Raw genomic sequence first — 22,011 nt, 5'->3', positions numbered from 1 at the left:
ATTACACAACAGGAGATTGATCACGCCATGAATAGACTGAATAATCGACCAAGAAAAAGGTTAGGATACCTTACACCCAATCAGGTATTCTTCAAAAATACGCTTGCACTTCAAAATTGAACTCGCGGAACATCAAATAAGGCCCCACGTTAATAACATAACGTGGGGCTTTTGATTTTGGGATGTATTGCGGGTGTTAGACGGCAAGAAGATGATCGATTCAGCATGATATTGATTTGGATCACGCCATCAATATGTGAGGAGAATAAGATAGAGACAGCAGGAATTTTCCTCATCTATTCAGGAGTTAATATGCAAGTTGAACATCACCCATTAGCTGTCGATTTCCCAGAATTTAAAGAGCAAATCCATCTGTTAAAAGCCAATGACGCCCATTTTGCAAAATTATTTGACGAATACGGCAACACGGATAAAGCAGTGAACCGCGCGGAAAATGGAGTCGAACATTTGAGCGATGCTGCGCTTGAGGCATTGAAAAAAGTTCGGATTCACTTAAAAGATCAATTATTCCAATTATTGCAGGCAACTACCAAGGCTTAAATTCGACGATAAAACATGTCGGATAGTCTATTGCCTATTCATATAGACAAGATAGCAGTACAGTAAAAATAGCGGTTCGTGTGATCGCTATTTTTTTATTCGCGGTGGCCTGAATACCGTCTGATCTGAATAGAATGCTGCATCTTGATGTTGCCACCACCCGGGGATGCCCAGTACGGGCAAGGGTGTGTAATCGGCAGTGCTCAACTGCTGCGTCATCAACTGGCGCGACACTTGGATGTCTATTTGTTGCAGACATACTTCTTCCGGATGGGTGAAATGTTCCGGATCGACTCTCACAACCCAAGTATGGGCCGTGATTGCTTTATACGGCGACACGAGTTTTTCCATCAGCGCATGGCCAAAACTCCAGACCTGAGCTCGGATCTCAAATTGTTTGCGCTGCTGCAAAAATACAGTATCCCATTGATGCTGCCGAAGTCCTGTAATGAGTTGATCCCCGACCGGAGAGTTTTCAACCACAAGCAAAGCTGCATTTTCATCAAATATAGTCGCTGCATCACGCGCTGGGCCGCGCGACTTGCCAATGCCCAAAGTGGCAATTTGTGCGGACTGAAGAGCGTTTAACTGGCGTTTAATGCGTGGAAAACGTAACCAAACCAGTGCATTGAAAAAATCATGCAGATTCTCCCGGGTTGGCACTTTACCGGTTGCACTAATGTGCGCCTCATAGGCAACACCGTCGGGCAATTCTTCTTGTGGAATAAATTGCAATGGCATTGCCTGGTGATTTTCCAATTGCATGTCTTGCGCAATCTGGTTTAGACACCCTCGCCAATCTGGCGCAGCGACTAAGCGCTGCGCGGCAGGACGCACTGTATCAAACCAGCGGGCTGGCCAATCTATTTGGTCAAAAAAGCGTTCTGACATCGTACTCTTAAGTTCAGGCAGACTGTAGTTTCCAATGCAGTGTTTCGCCACTGTTCAGTGGCACAATGCTGGCATCTGCGAAAGGTAATTCCTCTGGCATAGTCCAGTCTTCGCGTATCAACGTTACTTTGTCGCTATTACGTGGCAAATGATAGAAATCAGGGCCATTGAAGCTGGCAAAAGCTTCTAGTTTGTTGAGCGCCCCTGCCTGATCAAACGCTTGCGCATACAATTCCATCGCATGCAGGGCGGTATAACAACCAGCACAGCCACACGCATGTTCTTTCGCGCCTTTGGCGTGTGGTGCAGAATCGGTACCGAGGAAGAAACGGGTGCTATCGGATGTTGCTGCTTTCATTAAAGCCAAACGATGTGTTTCACGTTTTAAGACAGGTAAACAATAGTAATGCGGACGAATCCCACCTTTAAAAATTTCATTCCGGTTGTACAACAAATGGTGGGCCGTAATTGTCGCGGCAATAGGTCCAGCGGCTTCGGCGACGTAAGCAGCAGCATCGCTGGTGGTGATGTGTTCAAACACGACTTTCAATTCGGGCATATCCTGGCGCAGCGGCTGCATGACGCGTTCAATGAATACGGCTTCGCGATCGAACAGATCAATCTCTGGATCAGTGACTTCGCCGTGAACTAAAAACGGTAAGCCGAGTTCTTGCATGACTTCTAATGTTTTGTAGCATTTTTTTAAATCAGTCACACCAGCATCCGAATTCGTTGTTGCCCCCGCCGGATAGAGTTTTACAGCGTGAATAAAGCCGCTATCTTTAGCGCGGCGAATTTCGTCTGGTGGAGTGTTATTAGTCAGGTATAAAGTCATTAGTGGCTCGAACTTCATCCCTACTGGTAACGCCGATAAAATCCGTTGGCGATAAGCGGCAGCTTGTTCTGTTGTCGTCACAGGTGGCTTGAGGTTTGGCATTACGATCGCGCGCGCAAATTGGGCCGCAGTGTGTGGCAATACGCTGGCAAGCGCTGCGCCATCGCGCAGGTGCAGGTGCCAGTCGTCAGGGCGGGTGATCGTCAGAGAGTGCAGGGATGATGTGGACATGATGGCTTTCGGAGTCAAATTCTCGATAGACATCATTTTACCTTTCCACATCGCAGGCTCAAAGCATAAAAAAATACTCCCCTTCAGTATTTAATTTTTATCCATATTTAATAATGATAAATAAGGTGAAAATTAAAATTGGCAGGGGAGTATATTTAAAAATTCAAAAAACTTAAAAATTACCTTCTTCAGCAATTTATAAAGTTGAGCGACAAATATGAGCTAAATGCCTGAAGCACTCAATGCGAAATGATCTTTGCCAGGAAATCACGCGCTCGGTCTGAACGGGCATTAGTAAAGAAATCGTCTTTCGCGCAATCTTCCACGATCACACCTTTATCCATGAAGACGATACGATTGGCGACCTTCTTGGCGAAGCCCATTTCATGTGTCACCACCATCATAGTCATGCCTTCCTGTGCCAGACCAACCATAACGTCCAGCACTTCATTGATCATTTCCGGATCAAGTGCGGAAGTGGGCTCATCAAATAACATAGCGATCGGATCCATCGATAACGCACGTGCGATGGCAACGCGTTGTTGCTGGCCGCCAGACAATTGGCCAGGAAACTTATCTTTTTGAGTCAACAAGCCAACCCGATCCAAGTATTTCAAGCCACGTTCGCTTGCCTCATCTTCCGAGCGACCCAATACTTTGACCTGCCCCAAAGTCAGATTTTGACGGATCGTCAAATGCGGGAAAAGCTCAAAGTTTTGGAACACCATACCAATACGGGCGCGTAGCTTGGAAAGATTCGTTTTTGGATCGCCGACAGAAATACCATCGACAATAATCTCGCCTTTCTGAATCGGTTCTAGTCCATTCACTGTTTTGATCAAGGTTGATTTGCCTGAGCCTGAGGGGCCGCAGACCACCACCACTTCGCCTTTAGCAACTTGTGTGCTGCAATCGGTCAAAACTTGAAACTGACCATACCATTTGCTGACGTTATTTAATGTAATCATGTAATCTCCAAATTCTTTCAGGGAAACGGTGGTGCTTAACGCCACCATTCCTAGCGAATAATCGCTACCTTTTGCTGTAATTTTTTAACCAGACTCGACAAGCTAAAACATAAAATGAAATAGACTACGGCGACGAACGTGTACATTTCTACCAATCGTCCATCACGGTGAGCGATCGCGTTAGCTGAACCGACAAAGTCGGGAATTCCAAGAACTGACACGAGCGACACGTCTTGAAACAGCACAATCGTCTGGGTCAGCAAAATTGGAATCATATTTCTGAATGCTTGCGGCAAGACGACATAGGCCATCGTTTGCCAGTAGTTCATACCAATTGCATAGCCAGCAGAAATCTGTCCACGTGGAATCGACTGAATACCTGAACGCATGATTTCGCAGTAGTAAGCCGCCTCAAACATGATGAACGTAATTAAGCATGAAGAAAATGCACCAACTTGCACGGGTTCATGCGCGCCGATAATCCATGCGCCAATATAAGGTGCCAAAAAATAAAACCAGAAAATCACCAGCAGCAAGGGTACTGAGCGTATCAAATTAACGTAACTCGTCGCGACAAAAGAGATGAAGCGATTGCTCGATAAACGCATCATCGCTAAAACTGTACCAAGAATGATACCGCCTATCATGGCAACCAAAGTTAATTTTACAGTGAAGAGCAAACCTTCAAAAATCAGGTGTTGCCATGTGCGCTGAATGACATCAAAGTCGAAAGAGCCTAACATATTAATTCCCCTTCACTTTCGCTGAGCCAGAAGTGATAAATCCTGGCACTGCCGTGACGCGTTCTAAGACGTTCGACAACAAAATCGCTATCACAGAGATGCACAGATAAATGATCGTCACTGCAGAAAAAGCTTCAAATACTTGTGAAGAAAATTCTTGCATAGAGCGTGCACTTTGCATCAGTTCTACGACGAAAATACTCGACGCTACAGAGCTATTTTTAATGATCGCCGCCACCTCATTGGTGAGTGACGGAATGATGATTCGGAATGCCATCGGCAGCAGCACATAGCGATAGGTTTGCGGTAAGGTTAATCCGAGTGCAGTTCCCGCCATTAGCTGACCACGTGGAAGCGCGTTGATCCCGGCTGACACCTGCACGGCAACCCTTGCAGAGGTGAAGAAACCAAGACTCATAGCGGCAGTGACGAAGGCCATGTTCGGTAATGATTTAAGCCAATCTCCAACTGGTGTCGGCACTACTTCAGGCAGAACGAAGTACCACAAAAACATTTGTACTAACAAAGGAATATTGCGGAAAAGTTCGACATAAGCATTGGCAGATTTGGCCATCCATTTATTCGGTGCAGTGCGCATGGTGCCGATAATCGCCCCCAGCACTAATGCAATAACCCAACCAACCCCAGCGGTTGCTAACGTCCATTCCATACCAGAAATCAGGGAGTCAAAGTATGTGCCGCCGCCATCAGGGGCATCCTCCCAGAAAATCTTCCAGTTCCAGTTGTAATTCATGCGATCTCCTAAACCAACATTTTTGACAAACTACCGTCCTCATAATTGCTACGGGACGTGTCCCAGGCCTGCATCCGAAGATGCGGACTGCTTGCTATTTCTATGTCAAAAAATAGTATTTTTTTCTTATACCAAATAAAAGGGGAGGTGAATTCACCCCCCGTTTCAGCAATTGATTATCGATCAATTAATATTTTAAATATTAAATATTAAATATTAAATATTAAATATCAAAAAACAGTCTGCTTGTGCCCAGAAAAAAGTTCTTATTTTTTCTTTTTTAACACCGCTTTTTGTGCTTCAGGTACGGCGGCATAGGCTGATGGTTCGCCTGAATCAGTCGGCTTTGCAATCACTGCTTTGAATTGGTCAGAAATTGGCCAGTTTAAAGTAATGTCTTTTGGTGGAATTGGTTTTAAAAACCATTTATCGTAGATGCGATTGATGTCACCGGAAGTCAGAATATTACTGATCGCCGTATCGACCGCCTTTTTAAACGCAGGATCATCTTTGCGCAACATGATGCCATATGGCTCCACCGACAAGGCTTCTTTGCTGATTTCATAATCGGCAGGTGCTTTGGAGTTTGCTGCTAACGATGCCAACAAAATATCATCCATCACAAACGCTGCGGCACGGCCTGTTTCTACCATCAAAAATGCTTCCGCATGGTCTTTGGCTGGCAAAATATTGATGCCAAGATTTTGATCCGCATTCAAGGTGGTTAATTGCTTCAGGTTAGAAGTACCTGATGTAGAAACCACAACCTTGCCACGCAAATCAGCTAAGGATTTGATGTGAGCAGATTTTTTGGACAAAATGCGATTTGCCGTTACGAACGTTGTTGGTGCAAAAGAAACTTGCTTTTGACGTTCAACATTATTGGTGGTTGAACCGCATTCCAGGTCAATTGTGCCGTTTGCCATCAAAGGAATGCGCGTCGCGGAAGTGACTGGATTAAGTTTGACATTCAGTGTGCTGAGACCAAGTTGGCGTTGTACTGAAGTTACAATCTTCATACACAGATCAACGGAATAGCCTTGATAGGATTGTTTGTCGTCAAGGTAAGAAAACGGAATTGAAGAATCACGTACACCCAGCGTAATCGTGCCGCTGTCTTTGATTTTTTTTAGAGTCCCGGTTTCTTGCGCTTGTACTGGACTAAGGATAATACCGGTTGTTGCTAAAAAAGCTAAAGTTTTCAATAATTTCATACAGTCTCCCAAATTAAACGACAAAGCTCGTATGCCACAGTGTATCAAAACATACGCACTAAACATTTATTTTTTAAAACTAAGTTACACCTGCCGTTTGTACTGTTGGAAAGGTGACAAAATTTACACGGAAAGTGTCATTTAAGAAGATGTTAAAAAGGAATTGATTGTGATATTCAGAACATCAGTCTGCTACTTTGTCACTTGGGAACCGCAGGTTGTCGCGTAATAAAAACCCCATGGGCATATTGAGATTCGCATTGTTCGGCGGAATCGATTTTTTAAACCATTTATCATACAATCTTGTCACTTCACCATCACTCATCATACGAGCCATTTCCCGATCTAAGAAGTCTTTAAACGCGGGGTCATCTTTACGCAGCATGATGGCATAGGGTTCGGTGGATAGGGCGTCGCCTAAGACTGAAAATTTTTCAGGTGTATTGCTGTTGGCGCGCAAACCAAACAGCAAAACATCATCCATCGAAAAAGCATCGGCCTGATTATTTTCTATCATAGCAAACGATTCTTTATGATCGCTGCCCTCTAGCAAGCGCAAATTGAGGCCGCGAACTTTATCCCGGTCATTTAATAATTTGACGGTGGTTGTTCCTTTGGTGGTGACGACCTTTTTGTCTTTTAAATCGGGCCAGTTTTTGATGCCTGAATCGGTGCGTACTAACATGCGCGTCGATGCAAAAAAATGGGGAATAGTAAAGCTCACTTGTTTGCGCCGTTCTGCATTGTTGGTGGTGGAACCACATTCGATGTCGGCTTTGCCATCGACAATAGACTGAATCCGGTTAGAGGACGTCACCGCCAGGTAATTGACTTTAAGTTGGGGTAACTTCAGCTCTTTTTTTAAGGCGTCGACAAATTTATGACAAATATCCATCGAGTAACCAATCGGTGTTTTGCCATCTGTAGTGTAGGAAAAAGGTACTGATGAATCTCTATGAGCGATTGTAATCGTTTGTGTTTCTTTGATGTGACTGAGGGTATCGCTGGCGTATGAAGGGGTAATTCCTGACACTAACAATAAGCAAGGAATACCTGTTTTTAACCATTTTTCTACTGCCTTCATAAAACCTCCGTTTGACTAGCTCAGGATGGTAATGACAAACAAGGGTGTTGTTCAAGAGAAATAGATAAATATTGCAAAATTTTGTGAGGCGTTTGTGGTATTTATCTTCTTGATATAAAGACAAATTTTTATTTTGATTATTTTTTTATAAGAAATAAGGCACTTAAATCACAATTCATAATTCAGATTCTGGATTGCTCTAGCAGGCAAAATTGACGTGCATTTTATTGTGCATTTTATTGTGCATTTTATTGTTCAAAAAGTACGTGAACCAGGAACGGGCTCACGCAGAAGGACCCACGACTTCTGGTGCGATAAAAAAACGCCCATCCACCCGCCACTGAGCTTCAGCTTAGGTCATGAGCGTTCTCTTTTCTACAGTGTATCGACTATTTATATGTACATTTATATCTACATTTATTTAGTTTTCGAAACAACTTCAATGCGCGTAGTCCCGTGGGGAGGAGCATCCCGCCAATTTTGCCATTGGCGGTGCAGCGCGAGTTGCATTCGCCCTACTTTGGATGTAGAGAAAGCGCGTCGTTTATGGGTACAACCCGCGCACTTCACGCGCTTGTAAGACGCGGGAACAGCCAATGATAAAGGCGGCTGTACGCAGAGAAACCTGTTTGTCCTCCGTCACTTGCCATACCGAGTTAAAGGCTTCTTTCATAATACGGGTCAGGCGTTGGTTAATTTCATCTTCTGACCAGAAGTAACTAGAGAAATCTTGCACCCATTCAAAGTACGATACCGTAACGCCGCCTGCATTGGCGATGACGTCTGGCACGACTAAAACACCTTTGTCGCGGAGAATATCATCGGCTTCTGGTGTGGTTGGGCCGTTTGCACCTTCCAGAATAATTTTTGCTTTGATTTGATCGGCATTCTTGGTTGTAATTTGCTGTTCAAGTGCAGCAGGAATCATGATGTCGCAATTGACTGCCCAGAATTCATGGTCTGGTAAAACAGCTTCAATGCCTTCAAAACCGGCGACACTACCCTTAGCCGCAACGTGTGCTAAAAGCTTGTTCACATCAAGTCCATTTGAGTGGAAAATCGTACCACCGTGGTCTTGTACCGCCACGACTTTAGCGCCTGCTTCAGCGAACAAGCGAGCAGCGATACCGCCGACGTTACCAAAGCCTTGTACCGCGATTTTTGCACCATTAATAGTCAAGCCACGTTTTGCTGCAGCTTCAGAACCAACAACAAATACACCGCGACCTGTCGCTTCACGACGGCCTAAACTACCACCGAGAGAAATCGGCTTACCAGTCACAACGCCGGTCGCAGTGCGGCCTTCATTCATGGAATAGGTATCCATCATCCATGCCATGGTTTGTTCATTGGTATTAACGTCTGGAGCAGGAATGTCTTTGTCTGGGCCAATGATGAGGCCGATTTCCGAGGTGTAACGACGTGTCATACGCATCAATTCGCCTTGTGACAGTGTTTTAGGATCAACGCGAATACCACCTTTGGCGCCACCGTATGGCACATTGACCGCGGAGTTCTTGATTGTCATCCATGCTGATAATGCCATCACTTCGGACAGTGTTACGTCTTGATGAAAGCGAACGCCACCTTTACCAGGACCGCGAGAGGTATTGTGTTGGACGCGGTAGCCCTCAAAGTGAGCAATGCTGCCGTCATCGCGCTCAATAGGCACATCCACCACCAAAATACGTTTAGGACGCTTCAGGGTTTCGACCCACCGTGACAAGTTGCCAAGATATGGGGTGACACGATCAATTTGCTCGAGGTAAACGGACCAAGGACCGGTCTCTGTCGGGGTAAGATAGGACGGGATTTGGTGTTGGCTGGACATGGTATCTCCGATGGTTTAAACAGTTTCGACAAATAAAAAACTAAAAATGATCTTTTTTGGTGCGTTTATTTTAAAAATGCACTAAAAAGGTGAGGCATAGTAGTCGTTCTGGCGATTGTTCAGCCAATGCTTTGTTTGCATTAATCTATGCAAAACTTGCATAACAATGGGGTGGACTGGTGAGGTATGGCATCATGGAGCGGGGGCAAATCGCCAAATTTGCGCACCACGTAAAACGGAAACTTGTTGAAAATACGTGTCGTATCACAACGATCAGTGAAGTTCGCCTCTACCGCAGCGGCAGAGGGTTTTTTTCGGGGGGAGGGTGGTTGCAAATGCTGATGCCTTGGACGAGAAACATCAGGGCGAGCACTCTAAACGCGCTTCGCTGCTTTTTGTGCTTTTTTATTTTCCGTCGCCTGTAGCTGCGATAGATAATCCCATAAACGGGAGACGATCATTTTGCCGGGGCGTTGCAGCGATGGACGCTCTCGATACAAGCGGATTTCCATGTTGACTTCCCATGCGCCAGTACCATCATCAGCGCGCGCCAACTGCTTTTGTTTGATCTCGCGAGTGACGGCAGACTCTGGCAAGAACGCAATGCCACGACCTTCTAATGCCATCATTTTCAACCCTTCTGCCATATCCGTTTCATAGCATTTTTCGAGGTGCAGCGGCGTATCTGCATCGTTCAAAATCAGATCAACCATGCGCCCCAGATAGGCATTATTGGCGTAGGCCAAAAATGGTAACGGTACCTCTTCGCTTCCTGGTAAGCGTAAATCAGGATGCCCATGTTTGTCGCAACGGGTGTAGGCGCGTAGCGCTTCCTTACCCATGCTGATCATGTCGTATTGACTGCTATCGAGCAGTAAGGGTTGACGCGGATGGTGATAACACAGTAATAAATCACAGCCCCCTTCAACCAAAGTCATGACGGCATCATGCACATTCAACGCTAACAGGCGGCTGTGAATTTCACCGAACGCGGATTCCAGATCTGTGAGCCAGCGTGGAACATAAGTCAGCGATAAAGTATGAGGTACCGCAAAATCGATGGTGGTCTGGGTGCTGGTGCGTTTGCCACGTAACAAAGCGCGCGCGTTATTGATTTGCCCCAACATCGCAATCGCTTGTTCATAAAATACTTCGCCGGCGTGCGTTAAGCGTGTTGGATACGATGTACGGTCAATCAAATCACTACCCAACCAAGCTTCTAAGGATTGGATGCGGCGTGAAAACGCAGGCTGTGTCACGTGTCGCAATTCAGCAGATCGGCTGAAGCTATTGGTTTCAGCTAAAGAGACAAAATCTTCTAACCACTTGGTTTCCATTTACACCTCTGCGACCTGTAATTCGCTATCGTCCGATGCCTCACCCGCCTCAGATTCAGATGCGCCTGTTTGCTGGCGTTCCCACATCTGTGCATAAGCGCCTTGCTGGTTGAGTAATTCCTGATGGGTACCGCGTTCAATAATCTGACCTTTGTCCATGACCAAAATTTGATGCGCGTCGACGATCGTTGATAAGCGATGGGCAATCACAAGACTAGTCCGACTGCGGGCAATCTCTTTCAATTGTGCTTGTATCATTTGTTCTGAACGTGAATCCAACGCAGAAGTCGCTTCATCAAAAATGAGGATCGATGGATTTTTGAGTAAAGTACGCGCAATAGCCACACGCTGTTTTTCACCACCGGATAATTTTAAGCCACGTTCGCCGACCATGGATTGATAACCGTCAGGCAGCGATTCAATAAATTCATGGATATACGCTGCCTTGGCAACGGCGATAATTTCATCCTTTGTCGCACCAGGCTTGCCATAACCGATATTGTATTCAATCGTGTCGTTAAACAGCACGGTATCTTGTGGCACGATGCCTATAGCTGCACGCACAGAGGCTTGGGTTACGTGGCGTAAATCCTGGCCATCAATGCTGATCGTTCCACCTTGAATATCATAAAAACGGAACAGTAAACGCGACAAGGTTGACTTGCCAGAACCGCTATGTCCGACCACCGCCGTCGTGGTTCCTGCGGCAATCGTAAAGTCGACATCAAACAAAATCTGTCGCTTGCTTTCGTAGCTAAAATCAACATGCTTAAAAACGATTTCGCCGCCCGCTTGATGTTTTATATTGAGTGGTTGCGCATCGCTTGGATCAGCAATCTCCTGATTCTGATCGAGTAAGGAAAAAAGTTTTTCCATATCGGCAAAACTCTGTTTAATTTCGCGATATAACACACCAAGAAAATTCAACGGTACGTACAATTGCAGCATGAAAGAATTGACCAGCACCAGATCACCAATCGTCATAGTTCCATCGATCACGCCCTGCGTTGCACGCCATAAAATCAGTGTCACCGCCGTTGCAATGATCATTGATTGCCCGGTGTTTAACATCGACAAACTGCTTTGCGATTTGACTGCTGCCGTTTCGTAATTTTTCAGACCTTGATCATAGCGTTGTGCTTCGTATTCCTCGTTGCCAAAATATTTGACGGTCTCGTAATTCAGTAAAGAGTCAATGGCTTTGGTACTGGCTTTGGAATCAAGATCATTCATGGTGCGGCGAAAATGCGTACGCCATTCCGTGACAGAAATAGTGAATGCAATATACGTCGTCAGCGCGACAAAGGTAATGATGCTGAACCATTTGTCGTAATGTGTACTCAGGTAAATTAAGACCAGCGTGATTTCTAATAAAGTCGGGACGATACTAAACAAGGCATACGATACTAACGAGGATACGGCGCGCGTTCCACGTTCGATGTCACGTGTTACGCCACCGGTTTGGCGATTCAGATGAAAACGTAAAGACAAAGCATGTAAATGGCGGAATACCTGAAGCGCGATCGTGCGCACTGCTCTTTGTGTCACTTTGGCAAAAACGAATTCACGTAATTCGGTAAATACCGTGGTCGATAAGCGTAAGGCACCATAGGCAATAATCAGACTGACCGGCAACACCACCATCACCGCAGGATGACTGGCGCTGACGGTCATGCTATCGACTAATTTTTTTAAAACCAATGGCACGCCAACCAAGGCAAGTTTTGCACCAACTAAGAGCGAAAGTGCTAATAAAACCCGTAACTTATATGCCCACAAATAGGGCAGTAGCGTTTTGATTGTTGCCCAATCACTACGTTGCGGATTTGCTGGTGAAGCGGGGGGAACAGTGCCAGCGGCAGTATCTCTGCGATTGCGCATCCTGAGAGTCTTTCGTCTAAGTAGTTTATGATGTCAGATCTGCTGGTGATCGCTGTCGTTTCATATCCAAGGTTCTACTTATACTCAAGCTGGTATCGATTGGTGTAAGGTGATGGATATCTTGGGATGCAACGATATCGAATATCGAATATCACATAACGCTAATGAGTAACGCTTAATGAGTAACGCTTAATGAGAAACGATTAATAAGTAACGAGTAGCGAGCTCAGCCATGATTTATCTGTAGATTGTAACTCTTCGCCGGAACACCTGCGCGCAGTCTGTGCACAGCATGTTTCTTTTGGTGCTCAGCGGGAACAGTTTTTGCAGTATTTACCTATTTTATGATTTTGAAAGATGACGATGTCTAACCTATCCCAATCCACTTTGCCTCCCCACATGCCAACTTTGCGCGTGATGCCGATGCCTTCAGATGCGAATGTCCATGGCGACGTGTTTGGTGGTTGGATTATGGCGCAGGTCGATATCGCGGGGGCGATTCCGGCGGCGCGGCGCGCCAATGGTCGGGTGGCAACCATTGCGGTCAATTCCTTTTTATTTAAACAACCAGTGTTTGTCGGTGATTTGTTGTCTTTTTATGCAGAAGTGGTGAAGGTCGGTAATACGTCGATCACCATCGCGGTTGAAGTCTATGCGGAGCGTAACCGTTTGCAAGCCGACACCGTCAAAGTCACCGAGGCCACATTAACCTATGTTGCAACGGGAGATGACCGCAAGCCACGTCAAATACCGCCTTTAGAGGCAATCTCGTCGGCAATTTGATATGGGGTCTCGTCGTCAATTTTTGCAGCGTACTCTGCAACTGGGTTCGTTGGCGGCACTCGCGCAGGCGTTTCCCGCTTATGCCGCGGACAAACTGCCTGCCGGCACGTCTGCGTATCCATTTACGCTGGGCGTTGCATCCGGTTCTCCACGACAAGACAGTGTGGTGCTGTGGACGCGCTTGTTACCGGGTGCGTTAAATTCTTTATTGTTGCCGCCCGTTGCCTATAAAGTCCGCTGGGAAATTGCTGAAGACGACGCGTTTAAACGCATTGTAGGAAAAGGGGACGCGTTTGCTTTGCCTGAATTGGCGCATAGCGTGCATGTCGATGTGACTGATTTGCGCCCGGATCGTTGGTATTGGTATCGCTTTATATTTGGCGATGCAGTCAGCCCACAGGGGCGCACGCGCACCGCGCCGGCGATTGATGCCCAAGGCAGTAATTTAAAACTAGCAGTCGCGTCTTGTCAGCATTGGGAGTTTGGGGAATATGCCGCGCATCATCACATTGCCCAGGCAGCCCCCGATTTGGTGGCATTTCTCGGCGATTATATTTACGAATGGGGACCGTACGATACCAAGCATCCGCTACGACCCAGGCATCGGGATATAGAAAGTTTTACGCTTGATGAGTATCGCGCCCGTTATGCGCAATACAAGACCGATCCTTTGTTGCAAGAGGCACATCACGCCGCACCATGGATCGTTACCTGGGACGATCACGAGGTAAGCAATGATTATGGAAACGACCGTGATGAGCGCTTAGATCCGAACTTCTTGCAGCGCAGGGCGGCGGCATACCAGGCTTTCTATGAACATATGCCGGTACGTTTGCAACAAGTCACTACCACACCAGAACAGTTTGCCCGCATGCGTATTTATGATCGCTACGATTGGGGACGGCTTGCACGTTTTCATGTCGTTGACGACCGTCAATACCGTTCTTACCAGCCTTGCGTCAAAGCCGGGCAGGGTGGTTCCAGCATCGTTAGTCGCGCTGAATGCAGCGATTTAAGAGATCCGACTCGAACCTTATTGGGTGTTGAGCAAGAGCAATGGTTAGCACGCGGTTTTGCCACGTCGCAAGCAAAATGGAATATTCTGACCCAACAAACCTTGATGGCGCAATGTGACCTTGGTGCAGACAGCAATTCTCCACAAGCCAAATTCTGGACAGATGGGTGGGATGGTTGCCCAGCGGGACGCCGCCGTTTATTTGATGATATCCAGAAGCATCAACCGGCAAATCCTGTCGTTATCTCAGGGGATGTACATACTTTTTATGCAACGAATCTGAAGCGCGATTTTGATGCTAAAGCTTCGCCTGGTAATCCGATATTGGCGACCGAATTCTGCGGTACGTCGCTGACTTCTGATTCACGCCCGCAAAGTAGTACGGAGCAAATCCTCGCACGAAATCACCACATTAAATATGGCCGCAGCGACAAGCGTGGCTTTATGTTGATGGAAATTTCTGAGAAAAAAATGTTGACCCATTTTGTTGCGTTGGATGACGTGTTGAAGGCCGATTCAGGTATCACAACCTTGCAAAGTTTTATCGTCGAAGATGGTAAAACAGGCGTTGTGACTGCTTGATGTTTGCAGATTAATCTTGCTGCATGTGTGATTTTTTGTAGGTATTGCTTTCCGAGTCTATCCCAGGTTATCCCAAGCTATCCCAAGCTATCCCAAGCTATCCCAAGCTATCCCAAGCTATCCCAAGCTATCCCAGGCTATCCAAATAATCTCCTTATTGGACATTGTTTTATGATCCCAACAATGAAAATGGAAGGCATATAGCCTTCCATTTTTATCACCGCTTTTAATATACTCCTGCCTGGTATATAAAATCACCACTTAATTCATGTTGATAAATAGGTGATTTTTATAAAAAAGAGGGGGAGTATATTTTTAATCGCTTAAGCTACTTTTTTCTCATCGCGCAATTCGCGGCGTAAAATTTTGCCCACATTGGTTTTTGGCAATTCCATGCGGAATTCAATGTACTTCGGTTTTTTGTAGGCAGTAAATTGCTCTTTGCAATAATCCATGAGCTGATCAACGGTCAGGTTAGGGTCTTTGCGTACCACAAACAATTTTACGGCTTCACCGGAATTGGCATCAGGTACGCCAATGCACGCACATTCCAACACGCCAGGATGCAAGGCCACCACGCCCTCGATTTCATTCGGGTAAACATTGAAACCAGAAACCAGAATCATGTCTTTTTTGCGATCTACAATCGTTGTGTAACCACGGAAATCCATAATCCCAATGTCACCTGTTTTGAAGAAGCCATCGGGTGTCATGGATTTCGCCGTTTCGTCGGGGCGATTCCAATAGCCGACCATCACTTGTGGCCCGCGAATGGCGATTTCGCCCGGATGGCCGAGTGGTACAGGATTGCCATCATCGTCCAGAATCAGAATTTCTGTGGAAGGAATTGGCATACCGATGGTGCCGGAAAATTCCTTCGTATTGGCCAGATTGGCGGTTGCCACCGGTGAAGTTTCAGACAAACCATAACCCTCTGCGATCGCACAACCCGTCACTTTAAGCCATCTGTCGGCAACCGCTTTCTGTACCGCCATACCGCCGCCACTACAAATTTGCAGCGCAGAAAAATCCAATTTAGCAAAATCAGGATTGTTTAACAGTCCGTTATATAAAGTATTAACGGCTGGAAAAACATTGATTTTGTAGTTGCTCAGCTCTTTGACAAAACCCGGGATATCGCGCGGATTCGGAATCAGCAAATTTGTCGCGCCAATACGGGTACCCAACAAGCTACAGACCGTTAAGGCAAAGATGTGATACAGCGGCAACGCACACACGATTACCTTCGATTCATCTTCATGACCCGCCATACTTGGCGACAACCACGCATCGTTTTGTAAAACGTTCGCGACGACATTACGGTGCGTCAGCGTTGCACCCTTAGACACGCCGGTTGTCCCGCCGGTGTATTGCAGAAAAGCGACATCGCTGTGCTTGGTCTCAACCGGCTTCAGGGTCAATTGACGTGCCGCAGACAACACCTGATTGAAACGTAAGGCAGTCGGCAAATGAAATGCCGGTACCATTTTTTTGATTTTACGAACGACCAGATTGACCAGCGTCCCTTTGAGCGCGCCCAGCAAATCACCCATGCTTGCCACCACCACATGTTTTACTGCAGTTTTGGCGATCACATGTTCTAAGGTGGTTGCGAAATTCTCCAGGATAAAAATCGCTTCAGCGCCAGAATCTGTTAATTGATGTTCCAACTCGCGCGGCGTGTACAAGGGATTTACGTTCACCACTGCGTAGCCAGCACGCAAAATGCCCGCCATGACGACAGGGTATTGCAGTATATTCGGTAGCATGATGGCAACACGCGCGCCTTGTTTTAAACCGCGGCTTTGTAACCAGGTCGCAATTTGCGCAGACATTGCATCTAGTTGTGCATACGTCAGCGTCTTACCCATACAAGCATAGGCATCGCGAGCGGCATATTTTTTGAATGCTTCATCTAATAACTGCACCAGCGATTGATATTGTGTCACATCAATTTCTGCAGGCATTCCTTCTGGGTAGGATTTAAGCCAAAACTTATCCATAGTTTTCCTCGTCTCTGATTGTTGTTCTGTATTTCTGTATATATGTGCTATTTTTTGCCCGAACGAATCGTAAAAAAGCATGGTCGTTCTTTTTAATGATGACAGTGTTCCAGCAGTCGATGCTATCGTCTAAATGTTTTCAAGGCAAGCTTTTTGACGCTGAGTGTCGAAAATGTATTTGTCTACAGGGAGGAATTCCTGTTGGAGCGTTGGCCAACCCCACATCCATATTATTTTGATGCAAGATCAACATTCAAGATGCTAAAGTCGTATTAGTCCTAAATTGGCCTGAAATTAGCCAGTTGAATGACAAAAGCTAGTAAAATTTCACTAGATTAGTTTGATTGCTCGTTCTTGCCTTCTTTGCTTGGCAAATAGAGGTCATTTTATATTTGTCAGGTTGAACAGGAAAAAATGACACAAATGATCTTGTCCTGAATAGTTGGTTATGGTTTTACCATGCAAAATTTGAATGGTGAGAATGGTGATTCTGACCTTGTTTATTGGTGTGCGGATCTGACCATGCACGCGTCGTTGCGGAAGTTTGAATAAGACCATCAAATCCCCCAATATGTGTCTTACTTAAGAAGACAATAAGAAGACAAATTTAGATCGGCTTCGCTAGAGCTCAAGCCGCTCATAATTTTATTTATTTTATAAAATTTTCACTATTAAAGTTGGAAAGAAACAAATGATTCATGAGACAGCCATCGTATCTCCTTTGGCGGATATTGCAGATAATGTAACGATAGGCCCGTATTCTATTGTCCATGAGAATGTCATTTTGAAGGCAGGTACATCGATCGGTTCGCACTGTGAAATCGGATTCCCATCGCGTCTTGCTGAGGGTAGGCCATTGATTATTGGGACGGATAGCTTAATCAGATCGCATAGTATTTTTTATGAAGGTTCGGAATTTGGTGATCGGTTGGTGACAGGGCACCGCGTCACCGTAAGGGAAAAAACGAAGGCAGGTGAAAATCTCCAAATTGGCACGCTCAGCGATATACAGGGACATTGCACTATTGGCGATTACGTAAGGTTTCACAGCAATGTACACATAGGTCAACACTCGACAATTGGTAACTTTGTCTGGATTTTTCCGTATGTTGTGCTGACTAACGATCCTCATCCCCCTAGTGAAACAATGCTTGGTGCGAACATCGAAGATTTTGCAGCGATCGCGACCATGTCTATTATATTGCCTGGCGTCACGGTCAAAACAGGTGCGCTGGTCGCAGCGCACAGTTCGGTATCTCGCGATGTGGATGCTGATACTGTCGTTGGCGGCTCACCGGCTAAATATATTTGTGAAACTTCAAAAGTGAAATTAAAAGATGGATCTGGTGCCAGCGCATATCCTTGGCGCAAGCATTTTCACCGCGGTTACCCTGAGGATGTTGTGACCCAATGGCTAAAGGATTTGAGCTAATCCCATAGTTGCTGTGTAAATAAACAAGCATCATTGTACATATTCGTATTTATATAAATATATTGACCGATCTGCCTTCGTGAGGCGATAACTCCAGCGCCATTTAATAGAATGTACAGATTGTAGTAAAGAACGGAAAAAAATGCCTCAAAGTAAATTCACACTCGACACTTGTAACGTCATTACATTGCCTAAAATTTCCGATCCACGTGGCAATTTGACCTTTATTGAAGGGAATAATCATATTCCTTTTGATATCAAAAGGGTCTATTACCTTTATGACGTCCCTGGTGGGGCGGAACGTGGTGGGCATGCACATAAAGATTTATATCAATTGATTATCGCTATGTCAGGCAGTTTTGATGTTTTATTAGACGATGGATATCACAAAAAGCGCGTGCATTTAAGTCGGTCTTACAATGGTTTATACGTCTGTCCTATGATTTGGCGCGAGCTAGACAATTTTTCTTCTGGCTCGGTTTGTATGGTTCTCGCTTCAAATTGCTACGATGAAAATGACTATTACAGGGATTACGATGAATATCTCGCAGCACGCGGAGTGACTAAATGAGCGTTACTTTTTTGGATTTGAAAGCAGCTTACACAGAATTAAAATCAGATATCGATCTTGCCGTTGAACGAGTACTGGCGAGTGGGTACTATATTCACGGTCCTGAGGTCGAGGCATTTGAGGAAGAGTTTGCACGCTATTGCGATGCGAAAGAATGTGTTGGTGTGGCAAATGGTTTGGATGCATTGAATTTGGCTCTCAGAGCGATGGACGTCGGTCCTGGTGATGAGGTCATTGTTCCAAGCAATACTTTTGTTGCCACCTGGCTTGCCGTGAGCCAATGTGGGGCTACCCCGGTACCGGTAGAACCAGATCCGCGAACATATAATATCGACGTATCGAAAATCGAAGCAGCGATTACCTCCCGTACCCGTGTAATTTTGCCCGTTCATTTGTATGGACAGCCAGCCGATTTAGATCCGATTCTTGCATTAGCTAAAAAGTACGGATTACGTGTTTTAGAAGATGCCGCACAAGCGCACGGAGCTCGTTATAAAGATCGTCGCATCGGCGCACACGGCGATGTAGTTACCTGGAGTTTTTACCCTGGTAAAAATCTGGGGGCAATCGGTGATGGCGGCGCAGTAACCACGAATGACCCAGAACTGGCTGACCGTATCAGAGTGTTGCGTAACTATGGTTCTCGGGTGAAATATGTCAATGAAGTCCAAGGGGTTAATAGCCGCTTAGATCCGATACAAGCAGCTATCTTGCGCGTTAAATTATTGCATTTAGATGCCTGGAATTTACGCCGTACAACAATCGCGCAGCGCTACATGGCTGAGCTGACCCCAAAAGGATTTTCACTGCCATTCGTTCCTGAATGGGCGAATCCGTCATGGCATTTATTTGTTGTTGCCTGCAAAGACCGGGACGCCATGCAGCAATGCTGGTCAAATGCTGGAGTGCCAACATTGATCCATTATCCGATACCGCCGCATTTGCAACAAGCATACGCATCGCTAAACATAGGCGCTGGTCGTTTGCCGCTTGCTGAGAAGATGGCAAAAGAAGTATTAAGTATTCCCATCGGCCCACATATGAGTACAAGTCAAATTGATTTTGTGATTACCAAGATAAATCAATGAGTCTAGTTAAAACAAGTCTGTTAAACGGTGTCGCGGTTGCTGTAAAGGTCGGCTCCGCAGTATTACTTAATAAAATATTAGCGGTGTATGTAGGACCTGCCGGTTATGCCGCCATCGGACAGTTTCAAAATGTTCTTGCCATTATTTCCAACTTGGCCGGGGGTATCGTAGCGCCAGGTGTCACCAAAGGAACTGCAGAAAATTTTGACGACACAGTTCGTCAGCATTGGATATGGCAGACAGCTTTCCAACTAACGCTGATCGTAACCGCATTTATTGCAACGGTCTTGCTTGTCGGTGGTGATTGGTTGTCTGTGCATTTATTGCAAAGACAAGAACTGGGGAACGGTTTCATTTGGGCGATCATCGCGTTGCCAGGGATTGCCGCAAACAATATTTTACTGGCTATCATCAATGGTAAGAAAGAAGTTGGTATTTATGTCGCTTCCAACATTCTTGGCAGTATTATCAGTTTGTGTTCGATTGGGTTTCTGACTTATCTGTGGGGATTAAAGGGTGCCTTAATTGCCTTAGCAATCAGCCCCGCTGTCTTGCTGATAGGGACTGCCGCCATCGTCGTTAGGCGGCCATGGTTTCGGTTGCAATACTTGTTTGGAAAAATACAAAAGCCCGTGTTAAATGAACTCATGGGATTTGGACTGATGGGGCTCACGTCAGCACTTGCGGCACCATTCACTTATATATTTGTGCGTGATTTTCTCTCGGTTTCGCTGAGTCCAGAAAACGCTGGTTATTGGCAGGCATCATGGAAAATCAGTGAAATATATTTGATGCTGGTAACCACAACCTTATCGATTTATTACCTGCCAAGGTTAGCAGAAATCGTTTCTGCAAAAGAGTTGAAAACGGAAATCTTAAAAGTATATAAATTTGCTTTGCCGGTTGTTATCTGCGGTGCTTGCACAATGTATTTTTTACGCGATTTCATTATTGATAGTCTATTTTCAAATGCATTTCGCCCTATGCGTGATTTATTTTTTTGGCAGCTCTCAGGTGATGTTATTAAAATCGGTTCATGGATTTTAAGTTATGTGATGTTGGGTCGGGCAATGGTGAAAGCGTTTGTTATTACTGAATGCGTCTTTGCATTGTCGTTTTATCTATTGACCAGAATACTTGTCGCTCAGTATGGTCTGGTTGGCGTGTCAATTGCCTACGCCGTGAACTATTGTTTTTATTGGTGTGCTATGTTTTTCCTGGTAAGAAATTTAGCCAGAAATTTTCAAGTGAGTGCGAGTCGTGTTTAATACAGAAACCAGCCCCCTGATATCGATACTTGTTCCACTTTATAATCATGAACATTATGTTGAAGAATGTTTAGACAGTATCCTTGTTCAAGGTAATCTACGACTAGAGTTACTTTTGATTGATGACGGATCGGTCGATCATGGATTTGAAATTGCTTCGGAATGGAAAAAAAAGCACGGCGATAAATTCGTCAATATTTTTTTTGAAAAACAAACAAACGCTGGAATTGTAAAGACATTTGATAAACTCATCCGTCGTAGTCAGGGCGAATTTATATTGATACTTGCCAGTGATGATGTACTTTTAGAAGGCGCCGTTTCTGCACGTTTAAAAGTATTTTCTGATCCTCAAGTGATGGCTGTTTTTGGTGATGCAATTCCTATTGATAGCGAGGGCATACCATTTGGTAAGAGTGCTATTTCCGAGCTCGGTGCACGTAGTAGTACAGCTGCATTAGCGGATCAGCGCACACTGCTTGGTGAGTTGATATTCCGTTGGAATATTTATGGTTCTGTTCTGATGAGTCGACGTCAGGCATTGCTTAATCCCGACGGTACGTCCGTCCTCAATTTGAGTATCTACTGTGAGGATATGCAACTTTACTACAAGCTTGCATCGGAGCAATCCTTAAAGTTCATCAACGTTCCTGTTGCTAAATACCGAGTGCATGAAAGCAGTGCATCCGCAGTTAATAATTTGAAAAAAATTGTGGAAAGCTCATACCGCGCCAGGTTATTAGCTATGCACGATATTCAGGGCGTTTATCATTTCATTTTGAGAATGCAGGCATTCACATTTCATCGTTGGGATAGCGGCCTAAAGCGATGGCTATTGCTACCATTGGTTGCTACTGCCTATGCCGGTGTAGGCATAACACGCTTCACCTTCGATTGTTACCGAAAATTCTTTCTAAAGCAGCGCCATTGATACGCTAGATC

General features: G+C 45.4%; 19 protein-coding genes and 1 pseudogene. 9 read left to right on the top strand and 11 right to left on the bottom strand.

Translation table 11 applies throughout. The features are described from left to right. Both ACO0K1_RS09765 and ACO0K1_RS09760 read left to right on the top strand, forming a co-directional pair. Positions 1-120, top strand: a pseudogene (locus ACO0K1_RS09765) (IS30 family transposase); the annotation flags it as partial. 42 nt (positions 121-162) lie between these two features. Further along, complete coding sequence (locus tag ACO0K1_RS09760; protein ID WP_423025135.1) at positions 163-561, top strand: YdcH family protein; 399 nt, start codon at positions 163-165, stop codon at positions 559-561. Between the two features lie 87 nt (positions 562-648). On the opposite strand, the gene ACO0K1_RS09755 is transcribed toward ACO0K1_RS09760, so the two are convergent. The 10 genes from ACO0K1_RS09755 to ACO0K1_RS09710 all read right to left on the bottom strand — a co-directional run bounded on the left by ACO0K1_RS09755 (position 649) and on the right by ACO0K1_RS09710 (position 12,330). Then, entirely contained in the window at positions 649-1,452 is an 804-nt protein-coding gene (locus ACO0K1_RS09755) for a DUF3025 domain-containing protein (protein WP_423025133.1), read from the bottom strand. Positions 1,453-1,465: 13 nt separating this feature from the next. Further along, positions 1,466-2,518 carry a dihydroorotase gene (gene pyrC, locus ACO0K1_RS09750; RefSeq protein ID WP_423025131.1) on the bottom strand — a complete coding sequence of 351 codons (1,053 nt, stop codon included), beginning with the start codon at positions 2,516-2,518 and terminating at the stop codon, positions 1,466-1,468. Between the two features lie 239 nt (positions 2,519-2,757). Beyond that, positions 2,758-3,486 (bottom strand): amino acid ABC transporter ATP-binding protein, encoded by a 729-nt coding sequence (locus ACO0K1_RS09745; protein WP_423025129.1) that lies wholly within the window; start codon positions 3,484-3,486, stop codon positions 2,758-2,760. Between the two features lie 50 nt (positions 3,487-3,536). Continuing rightward, complete coding sequence (locus ACO0K1_RS09740) at positions 3,537-4,229, bottom strand: amino acid ABC transporter permease (RefSeq protein ID WP_423025127.1); 693 nt, start codon at positions 4,227-4,229, stop codon at positions 3,537-3,539. A gap of 1 nt (position 4,230) precedes the next feature. Next, positions 4,231-4,983, bottom strand: a complete 753-nt coding sequence (locus ACO0K1_RS09735; protein WP_423025125.1) for an amino acid ABC transporter permease — start codon at positions 4,981-4,983, stop codon at positions 4,231-4,233. Between the two features lie 266 nt (positions 4,984-5,249). Then, complete coding sequence (locus tag ACO0K1_RS09730; protein ID WP_423025123.1) at positions 5,250-6,197, bottom strand: amino acid ABC transporter substrate-binding protein; 948 nt, start codon at positions 6,195-6,197, stop codon at positions 5,250-5,252. Positions 6,198-6,381: 184 nt separating this feature from the next. Continuing rightward, entirely contained in the window at positions 6,382-7,281 is a 900-nt protein-coding gene (locus ACO0K1_RS09725) for an amino acid ABC transporter substrate-binding protein (protein ID WP_423025121.1), read from the bottom strand. A 544-nt stretch (positions 7,282-7,825) separates the two neighbouring features. Continuing rightward, positions 7,826-9,112 (bottom strand): Glu/Leu/Phe/Val family dehydrogenase, encoded by a 1,287-nt coding sequence (locus ACO0K1_RS09720; RefSeq protein WP_423025120.1) that lies wholly within the window; start codon positions 9,110-9,112, stop codon positions 7,826-7,828. Between the two features lie 374 nt (positions 9,113-9,486). Next, positions 9,487-10,449, bottom strand: coding sequence for a LysR family transcriptional regulator (locus tag ACO0K1_RS09715; RefSeq protein ID WP_423025119.1), 963 nt, complete (start codon positions 10,447-10,449; stop codon positions 9,487-9,489). Further along, positions 10,450-12,330 carry an ABCB family ABC transporter ATP-binding protein/permease gene (locus tag ACO0K1_RS09710; RefSeq protein ID WP_423025117.1) on the bottom strand — a complete coding sequence of 627 codons (1,881 nt, stop codon included), beginning with the start codon at positions 12,328-12,330 and terminating at the stop codon, positions 10,450-10,452. It lies immediately after the preceding gene. A gap of 363 nt (positions 12,331-12,693) precedes the next feature. On the opposite strand from ACO0K1_RS09710, the gene ACO0K1_RS09705 reads away from it, so the two are divergent. Beyond that, complete coding sequence (locus tag ACO0K1_RS09705) at positions 12,694-13,113, top strand: acyl-CoA thioesterase (protein ID WP_423025115.1); 420 nt, start codon at positions 12,694-12,696, stop codon at positions 13,111-13,113. A 1-nt stretch (position 13,114) separates the two neighbouring features. Next, a complete protein-coding gene (locus ACO0K1_RS09700; RefSeq protein WP_423025113.1) occupies positions 13,115-14,710 on the top strand; it encodes an alkaline phosphatase D family protein in 1,596 nt (531 codons plus the stop codon). Between the two features lie 323 nt (positions 14,711-15,033). On the opposite strand, the gene ACO0K1_RS09695 is transcribed toward ACO0K1_RS09700, so the two are convergent. Next, the gene (locus ACO0K1_RS09695) at positions 15,034-16,713 is read right to left on the bottom strand and encodes a long-chain-fatty-acid--CoA ligase (RefSeq protein ID WP_423025111.1); all 1,680 of its coding nucleotides are present in this window, start codon (positions 16,711-16,713) and stop codon (positions 15,034-15,036) included. Positions 16,714-17,404: 691 nt separating this feature from the next. On the opposite strand from ACO0K1_RS09695, the gene ACO0K1_RS09690 reads away from it, so the two are divergent. The 5 genes from ACO0K1_RS09690 to ACO0K1_RS09670 all read left to right on the top strand — a co-directional run bounded on the left by ACO0K1_RS09690 (position 17,405) and on the right by ACO0K1_RS09670 (position 22,000). Then, entirely contained in the window at positions 17,405-18,145 is a 741-nt protein-coding gene (locus ACO0K1_RS09690) for an N-acetyltransferase (RefSeq protein ID WP_423025109.1), read from the top strand. 142 nt (positions 18,146-18,287) lie between these two features. Beyond that, positions 18,288-18,716: a sugar 3,4-ketoisomerase gene (locus tag ACO0K1_RS09685; RefSeq protein ID WP_423025107.1), complete on the top strand. Its 429-nt coding sequence runs from the start codon at positions 18,288-18,290 to the stop codon at positions 18,714-18,716. Then, on the top strand, positions 18,713-19,804 hold the full coding sequence (locus ACO0K1_RS09680) for a DegT/DnrJ/EryC1/StrS family aminotransferase (protein ID WP_423025105.1): 1,092 nt from the start codon (positions 18,713-18,715) through the stop codon (positions 19,802-19,804). Before ACO0K1_RS09685 ends, ACO0K1_RS09680 begins: the two co-directional genes overlap by 4 nt. Next, the gene (locus ACO0K1_RS09675; protein ID WP_423025103.1) at positions 19,801-21,072 is read left to right on the top strand and encodes an O-antigen translocase; all 1,272 of its coding nucleotides are present in this window, start codon (positions 19,801-19,803) and stop codon (positions 21,070-21,072) included. Before ACO0K1_RS09680 ends, ACO0K1_RS09675 begins: the two co-directional genes overlap by 4 nt. Next, entirely contained in the window at positions 21,065-22,000 is a 936-nt protein-coding gene (locus ACO0K1_RS09670; protein WP_423025101.1) for a glycosyltransferase, read from the top strand. The genes ACO0K1_RS09675 and ACO0K1_RS09670 overlap by 8 nt, the downstream gene beginning before the upstream one ends. Positions 22,001-22,011: the final 11 nt, after the last annotated feature.

The sequence above is a fragment of the Undibacterium sp. SXout20W genome, assembly GCF_049340285.1.
GTDB lineage: Bacteria > Pseudomonadota > Gammaproteobacteria > Burkholderiales > Burkholderiaceae_D > Undibacterium.
The sequence above is the reverse complement of the archived record's forward strand: the minus strand, read 5'-3'. Positions and strand labels throughout refer to the sequence as shown.

Excerpts from the sequence above, each read along its gene's own strand:
- ACO0K1_RS09755 (WP_423025133.1), bottom strand. The coding sequence starts at position 1,452 with ATGTCAGAACGCTTTTTTGACCAAATAGATTGGCCAGCCCGCTGGTTT.
- pyrC (WP_423025131.1), bottom strand. The coding sequence starts at position 2,518 with ATGTCCACATCATCCCTGCACTCTCTGACGATCACCCGCCCTGACGAC.
- ACO0K1_RS09745 (WP_423025129.1), bottom strand. The coding sequence starts at position 3,486 with ATGATTACATTAAATAACGTCAGCAAATGGTATGGTCAGTTTCAAGTT.
- ACO0K1_RS09740 (WP_423025127.1), bottom strand. The coding sequence starts at position 4,229 with ATGTTAGGCTCTTTCGACTTTGATGTCATTCAGCGCACATGGCAACAC.
- ACO0K1_RS09735 (WP_423025125.1), bottom strand. The coding sequence starts at position 4,983 with ATGAATTACAACTGGAACTGGAAGATTTTCTGGGAGGATGCCCCTGAT.
- ACO0K1_RS09730 (WP_423025123.1), bottom strand. The coding sequence starts at position 6,197 with ATGAAATTATTGAAAACTTTAGCTTTTTTAGCAACAACCGGTATTATC.
- ACO0K1_RS09725 (WP_423025121.1), bottom strand. The coding sequence starts at position 7,281 with ATGAAGGCAGTAGAAAAATGGTTAAAAACAGGTATTCCTTGCTTATTG.
- ACO0K1_RS09720 (WP_423025120.1), bottom strand. The coding sequence starts at position 9,112 with ATGTCCAGCCAACACCAAATCCCGTCCTATCTTACCCCGACAGAGACC.
- ACO0K1_RS09715 (WP_423025119.1), bottom strand. The coding sequence starts at position 10,449 with ATGGAAACCAAGTGGTTAGAAGATTTTGTCTCTTTAGCTGAAACCAAT.
- ACO0K1_RS09710 (WP_423025117.1), bottom strand. The coding sequence starts at position 12,330 with ATGCGCAATCGCAGAGATACTGCCGCTGGCACTGTTCCCCCCGCTTCA.
- ACO0K1_RS09705 (WP_423025115.1), top strand. The coding sequence starts at position 12,694 with ATGTCTAACCTATCCCAATCCACTTTGCCTCCCCACATGCCAACTTTG.
- ACO0K1_RS09700 (WP_423025113.1), top strand. The coding sequence starts at position 13,115 with ATGGGGTCTCGTCGTCAATTTTTGCAGCGTACTCTGCAACTGGGTTCG.
- ACO0K1_RS09695 (WP_423025111.1), bottom strand. The coding sequence starts at position 16,713 with ATGGATAAGTTTTGGCTTAAATCCTACCCAGAAGGAATGCCTGCAGAA.
- ACO0K1_RS09690 (WP_423025109.1), top strand. The coding sequence starts at position 17,405 with ATGATTCATGAGACAGCCATCGTATCTCCTTTGGCGGATATTGCAGAT.
- ACO0K1_RS09685 (WP_423025107.1), top strand. The coding sequence starts at position 18,288 with ATGCCTCAAAGTAAATTCACACTCGACACTTGTAACGTCATTACATTG.
- ACO0K1_RS09680 (WP_423025105.1), top strand. The coding sequence starts at position 18,713 with ATGAGCGTTACTTTTTTGGATTTGAAAGCAGCTTACACAGAATTAAAA.
- ACO0K1_RS09675 (WP_423025103.1), top strand. The coding sequence starts at position 19,801 with ATGAGTCTAGTTAAAACAAGTCTGTTAAACGGTGTCGCGGTTGCTGTA.